Origin of the sequence: Microcoleus sp. M2_D5 (genome assembly GCF_036701935.1) — a bacterium.
Lineage (GTDB): Bacteria > Cyanobacteriota > Cyanobacteriia > Cyanobacteriales > Microcoleaceae > Microcoleus.
In genome coordinates, this window is the sequence record NZ_JAUBRP010000121.1 from 1 (window position 1) to 12,515 (window position 12,515).

The following is a 12,515-nucleotide window of genomic DNA, read 5'->3' on the forward strand; positions in this document are numbered from 1 at the left end:
CTTGCACTTTACTTTCGATCGCACGCTCTCTTAACCCAGCCCACGTAATATGCGATCGATATATTCAGCAAGCCCTATTTAGGGGCTAAAAACCCGGTTTCTTTCTAGATATCTTGCTGCTTAACCCTATATTTTTAGAGAAACCGGGTTTTTTTGCCAAAAATTCTCAGGATATTATATCGTGTGCGCTCGATTACCCATAATATGTCGGTCGGGGCGGGTTTTTGAGATTGGAGATTGTTGGCAGGTATTGTTGGCGAACCCGCCCCTACAAAAATCGCGGTTATTGTACCGCACTGCTAGATATTAGAGGTTTTTTACCATAAAAGAGTGCGATCGACAACAGGGTTTTTTGACCCGCGATCGATCGCACTTCCAAATACATTCAGTCAACCAAAGTCGAGAGGCAGCAGCAATTAGCCGCCATTTTCGACTAATTAGTAGTCTGAGCTTCCACCAATCTTTGCTTGAGTTCTTCCAGAGCACTCGCCCAGCGCGGATCTGGCTGCACCGAGCCGGAATCAGCGCTCGACACCGTTGTTGCGGACTGATTGCGGCGAGACTTGTTGTTGTCACCCCGACGGCGATTGCTTTTGCTGGATGCGCCTCCACCTTGGCTAGGGGAAGCCGAGCGCTGCTGTTGCTGCGACGCAGGCACAGGTGCTGGCACTGACGACGACGCGGAAACCAACTGCGGTGACTGCGGCGACGACTGCTGCTGATCGTCTTCGCCCTTCTCAGATTTACCCTTAGAGCGGGGCAGTGCCTTCTCTATTTTCAGCGGGTTTTCTTTGAACATCAAGCCGTTATATTTCTCAATAACTTGGTCGGCTTGTTCGTCGGTTAGCACCGTCACAAAACCGAATCCTCTGCATTTTCCAGTTTTGCGGTCTGTAATTACCTTGGTGGTAACAGATTCGCCCTCCGGTGCAAAAACTTCTTGCAATTCTTGGCGATCGAGTTCCTTGGGTAGATTGCCAACATAAAGACGAATAGACATGAAAAATTCCTCCCGACTTGGATTTTAATTAATTTGCTCGAACAGAATTACCTGAAGTCAACTGAATATTGACTTCAGGCAAACACCACATAACCCGAGAATTGGCGCATTCCTCCCACCAACCTTGACAGCTCCCCCCACCTTTTAGAACAAAAAGATGATTTACTCTGATAAGGCCGGAACTTAACCGCCGATGCAGAGAGCTTTTAAATCTCAGGTTGCTGTGTAAACTTTTAGTCATCACTCAAATGTTTAGGCTATTGGCTATTCTGTATTACTTGCTTCCGGTTTTGATTCAGAATGTTTATAGCCAGCGCCGTCTAGAAATTTATGTCCAAGGATGTCAATTGCAAGCGATCGGAATGCCAGTATTCAGTTTAATACAGTGATGGATAAAATGCCTAACATTTTTTCAGCCAGTAATCTTACCTCGATCCTAATCTCGCTCCTAATGCTGAGAACTACTCACTTACCCGCTATCCCTTAAATCAGGCCCGGCTGAGTCCGAGCATTCTTTAAAGGTATCACAGCCTTGGTAACAGAGCTAGTTATTTAGGAAGATTTCAGTCTGAATTTAACGCAAACCACATCTGAATCACTTTTGAGAATTCATCCCGCACAGCAAAAAGAGCGATCGAAAAAAAACAGCCGACAAGCGGCTGACTGTACTTGCTGTGTTGGGAGGTTGACAATTTTTACGCAATGCCTTAAGGGATTTTAGCCAACTGAAGTTATCGCGCTGTTTGATTCAATCCAATTCCTGTAAACTAATGTAACAGACTGCTGGCAAAAAAGCAACTTTTCTTTACGAAGGAAGTTCGGCAACGAGCAATGTACGGGATGTAACGGATAGACTGTAGGGTGCTTATGGCGCACCGAGAACATCGTTAGCGAAGCCCTCGTAGAACATCGCCCATCCCCCGTTTAACTCAAAACTCATCTGGGGCTGCGCGTTGTGCGCGATCGAGTGCGGCAATCTGATAACTATTCCTCATACCTGTAAAAAATGCAATTGCAGGCAACCTCAAAACCCTTATGCAGTAAGTCATGTCCCATTCTTCAATCTAAAATCCAAAATCTAAAATCCAAAATCGTCTCATCTTGGGCCCTGGATAATGATGTATGCGCCCCAAAAAGCAGCAGCAAAAGCCAAAACCGCAGACCAAATCGGATGTCCGCTGTCACTAACCCTCCCTCCTTGACTGCGGAGACTTTCCAGGTCGATCGCCACAGTAGCACCCCGGCGCAGCCAACCAGTCGCCACAACAGATGTTCCGATCAAATCGCTAGGGCGAGTAGTCTCTTTGAACAAAAATGGCCACAAAGAGCCTATAGGGCCAAACCTTGAAACATAGTGCAACCTCACCAAACCCGTCGCCGTCTGCAAAATCAAATCTTGTCCCAGCCAATTATCCATACCCGATCGACCCAAAAGTTGCCCTTCCAGCCGCACCGGTTCAGCATCCAGCGGCAAACTATCGGGATTTGACAAAATTTCCGGCAAACTCGGCGAAGCGGTTTCTCGCGGTATAATGTCCGGGAAGAAATAATTGATCCGCATCAAAGTACCGATGCTAAATCCGATCGGCAAACAGCCCCAAAGAATCGATCGATCGCCCCAAAGCCAATCCAACTGCCAGATACTCGTCCTCGAAAAAATCCCCCCAATCAGCCAAAGCACCGCCACTATCGCCAAACTCATCGGAATCCCAAAAAACGGCGCACCCTGTAAAAATAGTTTTGAGTCTTTAAATTCGAGTATTGACTTAAACAGAGACAATTTTCCTTTCCTGGGTTGTTCTGGCACTCCCGCGTCTGCCAAATCTAACTCTGTCTCCAGTTTCCAGAATTGAGCATAAAGAGCCAACAGCTTCAAACGCTCTCCCAGCAAAGGATGCGCGCTGTTAACCGTCAACCAGTTGCGATCGCGATTGCTGACATCCCACAGCAAAATCTGTTCCAGCGGCGCGTGTAATGCAGCAGAACCAAGGGTTACAGCTTGTCCGACGCCTACGGGTAACAAGAGATCGAAACTTTCGAGGAAAAAGCTAGTTTGTTTTTGCTGTTCGATATTACCAGCAATGCCGATCGCAATTTTAGCCAGTGCCCGCGTCAAACCGTTAGGATTGCCCGTAATTTCCGCAGCCGTGCGATCGCTAAAATACACTCTGCGGCGCGACAGCCACAACATCGGCCAGCGCAACAACTTATAAATCCCGTAACTAACAGCAGAAATTGCAGCGGCCACAAATTTGACAGCCGAACGCAAAAACTCGATCGTCATTAAATCACACAACCGCTCTTGCCAGTGCGCCACCTGCCAATAAATCAAGTAAGGAATCTGAATCACCAGCAGCGCCAGCGACATCGGCGCAAAATCCCAGTGAGAAATATGGCCCAACTCCCGCGCGAAAAGAGTAGCAATTTCCTCATCCGTCAACTGTTCCAACAGCCCGCGACTCACAGCAATCCGAGCAAAACGGGGCAAACAGCCGTAACTGAAAGCTACAGGAACATTCAGCGGCAAGAGTTTCAGCACCGGCACCGGCATATTTTGCTTGGTACAAAAACTTCGCAGTACCCGACTAGCTTCTTTGCTGTGCTTGGATAAAACCGATCCGCGCAGGGTTTCGATGCCGCAAAACAGTTTCAGCAGCGCGTCTGTCAGCCAGGGAGACGAGGCCAAAAGCAATCCGAAAATAAACTGGAGGAACGGAGTTGGATCGCGGTAAAAAAGCTGAATCGGCGCGAAAATAGGCAGTCTACTGAATATGTAAAGCTGAACTAACAGAGAATTAGTGTTTGTCAGCAGGAATTGCAGGACAAACCGGGCGAGGAAAAATAGGGCGATCGCACTTGCAACGGCTTGCACCCGAAACTCCAGCAACTTCAGCGGTTTGAGGGGGCGCGGGCTTTTGGCGCGCCCTGCTTGACGCCAAGTGAGTTGGTAAGTATCTGAGCTGGCGACTCCGGGGATATCTGTTGGGGAACCGGAACTATTTTCGCCGCTAATTTCTGGATCGGGTGCTGTTTCTGTAGATTTTTCCTGGTTGGGGGGTAGAGGTGGCGGGGAAATATATTGCGATTTGGCGTTTACAGGCTCTACAACCGGCTCTAAAGGTAAAAATCCTGTTTTTTTATCGGCGGTCTGTCTCTCGCCCCCAATCGATTTTTTCGGCGATTTGGTTCCGGCATCAAAGGCGACAAAGCCTGTTTCGGGGGGAGTTTCTGCGGATTTAGGTTTATTTGCCGGTGATTTTGGGGGGCTAGGGGGGGTTAATTCTTTTAAATTGTGCGATGCCCAAGTTTTGACTTGAGAGTTGGGACTTTTGGCGAGGGAAGAACACAGGGCGATCGCCTTTTTCACATTACCAGTTGCTTTGTATGCAGTCACCAATCCCATTTGTGCGCGGATTCCCGACGGGTGATCTGCCGCGGTTTGGGTAACGGATTCTAAAAGGGCGATCGCACTTTTGTAATCTTTTTGTTTCAAAGCGGCTAACCCAGCCTCTAGAGACTGTTTTCCAGATGAATCCGATTGATTTGGATTGGGTGGAGATACCATGACAGTGCTGGCGATCGCGTCCTTTCTAAGATAGCTTGGCTGGTCGATCGATCGATTACAGTTTTAACTCACATCTTGTACCATTGTCAGCAACAGGCTTTCCGGCCTGTTCCACAAAAGATAAATTTTCTTGTGGAACAGGCATCTTGCCTGTTCACAAAAGCTTATTGAGAATGGTGCAATTTTCACAAAAGATAAATTTTCTTGTGGAACAGGCATCTTGCCTGTTCGTCCATAATTGATATCTAGACCCAATTTCCATCCCCCATTGATATAATAAAAACACTCCTCACCCGCACATTTATGCCAATAGATGACGAAGATTTTGAAAGCGAAATTAGCAGCGATCGCAAACTCCAACTCTTCACCGACAGACACGAATTTACCCGCCGATTTGCCTTTTATTTAAACGAAGACCCCGCGCGCCAACAAATTTTGTATTTTTTCGGAGATGGAGGCAACGGCAAGTCTTTGCTGCTACAACACTTGCAGTTTCACTGCTGCAAAAGATTTTCGCCGCAGGTTTGGAAACAATTGCACGACATCCCAGAATCGCAAGCCGCCGAAGTTGCTAATTTTGTCCGCTATGCTGAACCTAAAACCTACACTCCCATACCCGCAGTCAGACACGATTTCGGATTGATACCGATTAAAGAAGATAAACCGCAAGATAGATTTTACGGCTTGCTGATGCTGCGCCGAAATCTGGCAGCAGAAACTAAAAAATATAAATTTAAATTTCCCAATTATGACTTTGCTTGCTTTTGGTATTTGCTGAACAAAGGCGAATCACAGGCAACTCTCAACCAGCTTTTCCCCGATGATGTGGCGGAATTGGTGATACCTATAATTGAAACTTTTGCAGATTTTCCGGTGGTGGCGCAAGCTGTAGCGGTGCTCAAAGGGATAGATAAATTGGGCGGCATCAAGCGGGCGGTGAAATTAATTCAAAATCGCTTGGGCGTCAGCGATGAAAAGGCGGAGGAAATTCGCCGTCTAGATATTGATACTGAGTTAACCGACTGTTTGCCGAAATTGTTTGCCGGGGATTTGAATGCGGCAATGGCTGGCAAAAATAAACCCGATCGCCTCGTGATGCTGTTCGATACTCACGAGAAAATGTGGGATGAAAAACGGAATTCTCAAGGCGCAACTTTTTGGTATCAAGATGAGTGGTTTCGGCGGTTGTTGAGGGCCTTGGATTACAAATTGGGGATTGTAGTTGTTGTGGCGGGGCGAGAGTGTCCGGTGACGCAATTGCGGTGGCCGAATGCGTCGAGGTTTCCGATTCCCGCAGATTATATAGATGCACAATTGGTGTGGCATTTGTCGCCGGATGATGCGAGGGATTACTTGCACAAAGTTAAGATTGACAAGACAGATTTGGCAGATGCTGTGATTAAATATGCCAGCCTCAATCCCGACGATCCTTGGGATAATTTGCAGGTACATCCGTTTTATTTGGGTTTGTGCGCGGATGCGGTGCTGGCAGAAAGAAGGCGGGGAATTGAGTTGATGTCGTCGGATTTTGCGCGGATTCCGAAGTTGGAAAACAAGACTGCGGAATTAACAGATCGGTTGCTCAGTTATGTCGATCGCGAAGTGCGATCGGCCGTGCATTCGCTGAGTGCTGGCCGCGCTTTTGATGAGGATTTGTACGTGAAATTGGGATCTGGTTGCCACTTCCAGGCAAGCAGTGCAAATTTTGAGATGTTGACGGGTTTTTCCTTTGTGTGGAAATCGCAGAAGCGGGGGGATAACTGGTATCGGATTCACGATTTATTGCGGCGTTTGGATGCCGATCGGGACGATCCGAAAACTCGCAAAGCTCATGAAATTTTAGAGCAGCATTACCGAGAAGTGGGGAATGTGGCGGAGGCGATTTTTCATGCTAATCGCTTGGATTGGCAGCGGGGTGTAGAAGAATGGAAAGAGGTGTTCGATCAAGCTTTGAGAAAGAGTCGCTATAAGGAATGCGAGGCGCTGCTGGAAGTTAGAGATGAGTTGTGGATTAAAAGTGATTATTGGCTTGGTAGAGTTTCGCGATCGGAGGGAGATTACTATGCTCAGTTTGCTCGATATGTAGAGGCAAAACAAGAATATTTAGAGGCAGTTGCAGCCTGTAATTCTGCTTTACTTATTGCACCGGATTTTATCATGGCTCTCAACAACAAAGGGAAGGTGCTGCAAAGTCTGGGTGAATTGCAAGCAAAGCTAAGTGAATTTGAGGCGGCAAAACAGTCTTACTTTGAGGCGATCGCTGCCTGTAATTCTGCTTTACTTATTGCACCGGATTATATCATGGCTCTCAAAAACAAAGGGATTGTGCTGCAAAGTCTGGGTGAATTGCAAGCAAAGCTAAGTGAATTTGAGGAGGCAAAACAGTCTTACTTTAAGGCGATCGCTGCCTGTAATTCTGCTTTACTTATTGCACCGAATGATGTTTGTGCTCTCAACAACAAAGGGAAGGCGCTAACAAGTCTGGGTTATTTGCAAGCAAATCTAAGTGAATTTGAGGTGGCAAAACAGTCTTACTTTGAGGCGATCGCTGCCTGTAATTCTGCTTTACTTATTGCACCGGATTATATCAATGCTCTCAAGAATAAAGGGAGTGCGCTAACAAGTCTGGGTTATTTGCAAGCAAAGCTAAGTGAATTTGAGGCGGCAAAAAAGTCTTACTTTGAGGCGATCGCTGCCTGTAATTCTGCTTTACTTATTGCACCGGATTATATCAATGCTCTCAACAAAAAAGGGAATGCGCTGCGAAGTCTGGGTGATTTGCAAGCAAAGATAAGTGAATTTGAGACGGCAAAACAGTCTTACTTTGAGGCGATCGCTGCCTATAATTCTGCTTTACTTATTGCACCGGATTATATTTTTCCTATCAGTAATAAAGGAATTGCGCTGCAAAGTCTGGGTTATTTGCAAGCACAGCTAAGTGAATTTGAGGCGGCAAAACAGTCTTACTTTGAGGCTGTCGCTGCCTTGAATTGTGTGTTAATTATTGCACCGGATGATATCGCTGCTCTCACCAACAAAGGGAAGGCGCTGCGATGTCTGGGTGATTTGCAAGAAAAATTATCTGAGAGACAGGAAGCACTCAAGAATTGGCAAGAGGCGCTGTCCATGTTCGATCGCTCTTTAGCCATTGCTCCTAATCGCGATCGGGTTCGCAAGAGACGCGATTCGTTACAAGAATATCTCAATAATTTGGGTGACGATACTGTCAGCAGTTAGCCCGATAAGAATCAGAAACCGGGTTTTTGGCCACATCTACGCATCACAACCAACAATTGTCGAAAAAACCCGGTTTCTCGGCCACGCGGGCGATCGAAGAAACCGGGTTTTTGGCTGAATCTTTGCATCACAACCAAAAATTGTCGAAAAAACCCGGTTTCTGGCCACGCGGGCGATCGAAGGTTTCTGGCCACGCGGGCGATCGAAGAAACCGGGTTTTTACCCGAATCTACGCATCACAACCAAGAATTATCGAAAAAACCCGGTTTCTGGCCACCCGCGTATCAGCCCTAAGACTTGATACCTGACGGCGCATAATTCTTGCCCTTTTCCGATTCTAGGTATTGCTTGTAAGCCACCTCATCGCCACCAAAAGAATCGATCGATACCTGTCGTTGCGGCATCGATTTCAGAGGAGCATCGATCGGGCTATACCGACAGTAACACATCACAATTACGTCATAGTCGCTCATCGGAGTTGGAATATCAGGCGTGTATGTTTGCACCCGCACAACTTCCCAATCACTCACCCGATAATGAGTATTGTGTGCGTGTTCATTTGGATCGTGTTCTGACTCCACCCGCACAAATTCTACAGGGCGATATCCCGGTTCAGGAATCGGTTCCTCAGAAGAATCCCAGTTTTCTGCAATGATAAAAGTTAGAGCTTGGCTGTGTTGGAGTTTTCTCTGTCTCCAGCCCTCATCTTCACCTGACTCAGCCTGAAAAACAATGTATTTTTGCATCACTCTTCCTCCTTTTCTTCGAGTTCTTCGAGATAGTTGGGAAATTCTGTTTTCCCTTTGAACACGCAATCAACTTCAAAAATGTACTTATTTTCGATTTGCTCAATTTCCAGCAGTTTCCAGCCATACTTCTTTTGCATATCCCGACATTTCTGCGGGTTGGTGGCGCTGTGTCGCGAGATATCCCTCTGTGAATCGTAGCGCAGCCACCTATTTGGATCGTTATTTGTCATTATTGATATAGCTCCTGTGTTGGCTCTACAACATTGGAGAAGTCGTCTTGGCTCGGTGTTTGCCGCACTGCGTCAAGGCGCATCTTTAGAGTTGATTTGTTTTATGATAATACCAAATCATGCTTTAATACCCTCTTTCTTCCAAGTCTTTGACTATTGATATATGCACTCAGACTAAAGAAACCGGGTTTTTGGCCGCATCTTTGCATCACAACCAACAATTGTCGAAAAAACCCGGTTTCTGGGCCACGCGTGCGATCGAAGAAACCGGGTTTTTGGCCACATCTGTGCATCACAACCAAAAATTATCGAAAAAACCCGGTTTCTGATTACCTATGCGGAATCAACATTTCCCTCAATCCTCGCTCTTTTCCAAACCCGAAACCACAGGCGCGATCGCATTTAACTTCAACACAGGATGCTCCCCTTCCACCTGCCGACAATTCCACTCATTTCTAAACAGCAAAACAGGCCTTCCCCAAATATCTTTCACCGTCACCGTATTAAACAGCCGCCCAACTTTTTCCAGCGCATCCCAACCGCCGTCAACCCAACGAGCTACACTGTAAGGCAACATATCGATCGTCGTTTCCACATTATATTCCGACTGCATTCTAAACTGCACCACTTCAAATTGCAACTGTCCGACAGCAGCCAAAATTGGCTCGCGTTTCGCCTCATCAACCGAGTACATAATTTGCACTGCGCCTTCTTCCTGCAACTCCGAAACGCCTTTGCGGAACTGCTTAAACTTAGAAGGATTGGGATTTCTCAAAAAAGCAAAAAGTTCGGGAGAAAAACAGGGAATTCCTTCATATTCCAGTTTTTGACCGGTGTAAATAGTATCGCCGATCGCAAAAACCCCCGGATTGTTCAAACCGATCACGTCGCCCGGATACGCAACATCGATCGACTCCCGATCCTGAGCAAACAACTTTTGAGGCCTTGACAAACGCACCGTTTTACCAGTGCGAGCGTGAGTCACGTTCATGTCCTTTTCAAACTTGCCCGTACAAACCCGAATAAACGCCACCCGATCGCGGTGTCTCGGATCCATATTCGCTTGCAATTTAAAGACAAACCCGGTAAAGTCTTCATAAGTTGGCGGCAAATCTCCGGCGCTGCTCTTGCGGGCGATCGGCTTCATTGCGTAATCTAAAAACGCATCTAAAAACAGTTCCACCCCAAAATTGCTCATGGCGCTGCCAAAGAAAACAGGCGTCATTTTCCCAGCTCGAACCAAGTCTAAATCGAGTTCAGTTCCCAACTCATCCAGCAGTTCCAACTCTTCTTTGAGCTGATAGTAAAGGTCTTGTTCCAACAAATCTTCAATGCGCGGATCGCCCAATTCGATGACGGTATCAACAGCAGCGCGAGAACCGTGTTTAGTCCGCTCGAATAAGTGAATTTTGCGCGCCCTGCGATCGAAAACGCCTTTAAAGCGATCGCCCGTACCTATCGGCCAATTTACCGGATAAGTCTGCAACCCCAATTCCTTCTCAATTTCATCCAACAAATCCAAAGGATCTCTGCTAGGGCGATCGAGCTTATTAAAGAAAGTAAAAATAGGCAAACTTCGCAGCTTACAAACTTCAAATAACTTCCGAGTTTGCGGTTCCAAACCCTTAGCAGCATCCTCAAGCATCACCGCATTGTCAGCCGCCGCCAGAGTTCGATAAGTATCTTCACTAAAATCTTGGTGTCCCGGAGTATCGAGCAGATTAATGTGATATTTTTTATACTCAAACTGCAAAACAGTAGAAGTAATAGAAATTCCCCGCTGCTGTTCCATCGCCATCCAGTCAGATGTAGCGTGTCGCTGAGCCCGCCGCGCCTTCACAGAACCTGCTTCGTGAATTGCACCTCCGTACAGCAGCAGCTTTTCTGTCAAAGTAGTTTTTCCCGCGTCGGGGTGCGAGATAATAGCAAAGTTGCGCCGGCCTTCAACAGCAGTTAGCAGTTCAGTTTCGAGTTCTGTTGTCATCACAATTAGGTAGGGGAATCATCACCCGATCGACATTATAGCCTGTGCTACAGTTGCTATTAAAGGTAAAATTATCACTAAAGTCAAGGAAAAGTAATATGTACGACTCGGACAAGCGGAAACTACTATCACTGGTGTGCCACGGGGCGATTTTTTTCAGCACGTTACTGTTCTCGATCGGAGCGCCGATCGCTGTATTGTTAGTATCAGATGACCCCGTTGTCAAAGAAAACGCCACAGAAGCGATCAATTTTCACCTTAATGTATGGTTTTACAGCCTCGTGATTGGGGTGTTAACAGTCATCACTTTTGGTCTTGCCGGCTTTATCCTAGTGCCCCTAGGTTATCTGCTGCACTGGGGACTGACAATAATGGCTATCCTCCACGTTTTGCAAACTCCTAACCAACCTTACCGCTACCCTTTTATTTTCCGAATAGTGTAGACAGAAAATCGCGCTTCACCATAGATTTCAACAACCCGATTTCTTTAAAAAGAAACCGGGTTTTTAATTGTTTTCTAACTCACATTCGTGACCGCCAACTGGCAAATACACTGCTTAATATTATGTCCGGTCGATTACCCCTAATACCGTAGGGGCGGGTTCACGAAAAATATCTGCCAACAATCTCCAATCTCAAAAACCCGCCCTCTTAATCGCTCGATCGGAAATGATATAAGTGACAAAGAGGGTTGATTGTCGGAGACAAGATTCAGTAAAAAAACTTAAAGATTGGTGAAAATAAGCATCATCTAGTTGGGATTACAGAAAATTAACCTAACATCATTAGTGAAATTTTATTAATCCATAAAACTTCAAAGATTAGAGCACAATCAACTATTAATTATGGTGTCTTCGCCCTGTTGCAAAGCTGTTGTGAACGCTAAGCTCCTCTTCCATTGATGCCGTTTCCCACACTATGCTACCGACTTTGGGTTATTTCGCGGAGTTAGGGCGGATGTTCGATCGCTCCGAACCATCGTTTTTGCTTCTTCTGTGCTATTTTTGCATCGGGCGATCGTTCTATTGAAATTTTCCACCAATTCTATCTCTCGCAGGTGTATTAAAACTTAATACAATATTTTGCCAATAAAAATCCCGCTCTTGTGGAACGGGAAAGCCATCAGGGTGCATCTATATATATGTCACTATAACTCATAGGGGGTATAACCCCTCGTAGCTTTATCGAATCTTTACAATCACAAAATTTTTGTAAAGATTGAGGTTTTTATTTGACTGATGGGCCGTTTTATGAAATTAAAACGGAAAATGCTGACATTTATAAAATCCTGTGAGTTTCTAAGGACAATTGCAATTAAACCAGGAGCGCGCTGTTTCTTCACCTTAATTCTCGAAATATCAATAATGTGCGATCGCCTGGTTAGCCTGTTTAGGATTAAAAACTTAAATTTTAGTAGAGTGCGTCAATCGATTTTAGATTTTAGATTTTAGATTTTAGAATTGACTTGCGCGAGATAAATGCTCTTTGTTGAGGATTTTCGATTTTCGATTTGGGATTGATTCCACGGATAACTATCGATTTTAGATTTGAGATTTTAGATTTTAGATTTTAGATTTTAGAATTGACTTGCGCGAGATAAATGCTCTTTCTTGAGGATTTTCGATTTTCGATTTGGGATTGATTCCACGGATAACTATCGATTTTAGATTTGAGATTTTAGATTTTAGATTTTAGATTTTAGAATTGACTTGCGCGAGATAAATGCTCTTTCTTGAGGATTTTCGATTTT

The 12,515-nt window shown here is 45.7% G+C and carries 7 protein-coding genes; 2 read left to right on the top strand and 5 right to left on the bottom strand.

What is annotated here, in order from left to right; translation table 11 throughout:
• Positions 1-433: 433 nt before the first annotated feature.
• Both QUA50_RS28075 and QUA50_RS28080 read right to left on the bottom strand, forming a co-directional pair.
• A complete protein-coding gene (locus QUA50_RS28075; RefSeq protein ID WP_333268533.1) occupies positions 434-1,000 on the bottom strand; it encodes an RNA-binding protein in 567 nt (188 codons plus the stop codon).
• A 1,096-nt stretch (positions 1,001-2,096) separates the two neighbouring features.
• Positions 2,097-4,565, bottom strand: a complete 2,469-nt coding sequence (locus QUA50_RS28080; protein ID WP_333268535.1) for a zinc metalloprotease HtpX — start codon at positions 4,563-4,565, stop codon at positions 2,097-2,099.
• A gap of 303 nt (positions 4,566-4,868) precedes the next feature.
• Here QUA50_RS28080 and QUA50_RS28085 point away from each other — a divergent pair, with 303 nt between their 5' ends.
• Positions 4,869-7,802, top strand: coding sequence for a hypothetical protein (locus QUA50_RS28085; protein WP_333268536.1), 2,934 nt, complete (start codon positions 4,869-4,871; stop codon positions 7,800-7,802).
• 290 nt (positions 7,803-8,092) lie between these two features.
• Here the strand turns inward: QUA50_RS28085 and QUA50_RS28090 are convergent, their stop codons facing one another.
• The 3 genes from QUA50_RS28090 to prfC all read right to left on the bottom strand — a co-directional run bounded on the left by QUA50_RS28090 (position 8,093) and on the right by prfC (position 10,765).
• Positions 8,093-8,548, bottom strand: a complete 456-nt coding sequence (locus QUA50_RS28090; RefSeq protein WP_333268538.1) for a hypothetical protein — start codon at positions 8,546-8,548, stop codon at positions 8,093-8,095.
• Entirely contained in the window at positions 8,548-8,781 is a 234-nt protein-coding gene (locus tag QUA50_RS28095; protein ID WP_333268540.1) for a hypothetical protein, read from the bottom strand. The genes QUA50_RS28090 and QUA50_RS28095 overlap by 1 nt, the downstream gene beginning before the upstream one ends.
• Before the next feature lie 355 nt (positions 8,782-9,136).
• Entirely contained in the window at positions 9,137-10,765 is a 1,629-nt protein-coding gene (gene prfC, locus QUA50_RS28100) for a peptide chain release factor 3 (RefSeq protein ID WP_333268542.1), read from the bottom strand.
• A 98-nt stretch (positions 10,766-10,863) separates the two neighbouring features.
• Here prfC and QUA50_RS28105 point away from each other — a divergent pair, with 98 nt between their 5' ends.
• Positions 10,864-11,208: a DUF4870 domain-containing protein gene (locus QUA50_RS28105; protein ID WP_333268543.1), complete on the top strand. Its 345-nt coding sequence runs from the start codon at positions 10,864-10,866 to the stop codon at positions 11,206-11,208.
• The last annotated feature ends 1,307 nt before the right edge of the window (positions 11,209-12,515 follow it).

Coding starts and splice junctions, on each gene's coding strand:
- QUA50_RS28075 (WP_333268533.1), bottom strand. CDS start 1,000: ATGTCTATTCGTCTTTATGTTGGCAATCTACCCAAGGAACTCGATCGC.
- QUA50_RS28080 (WP_333268535.1), bottom strand. CDS start 4,565: ATGGTATCTCCACCCAATCCAAATCAATCGGATTCATCTGGAAAACAG.
- QUA50_RS28085 (WP_333268536.1), top strand. CDS start 4,869: ATGCCAATAGATGACGAAGATTTTGAAAGCGAAATTAGCAGCGATCGC.
- QUA50_RS28090 (WP_333268538.1), bottom strand. CDS start 8,548: ATGCAAAAATACATTGTTTTTCAGGCTGAGTCAGGTGAAGATGAGGGC.
- QUA50_RS28095 (WP_333268540.1), bottom strand. CDS start 8,781: ATGACAAATAACGATCCAAATAGGTGGCTGCGCTACGATTCACAGAGG.
- prfC (WP_333268542.1), bottom strand. CDS start 10,765: ATGACAACAGAACTCGAAACTGAACTGCTAACTGCTGTTGAAGGCCGG.
- QUA50_RS28105 (WP_333268543.1), top strand. CDS start 10,864: ATGTACGACTCGGACAAGCGGAAACTACTATCACTGGTGTGCCACGGG.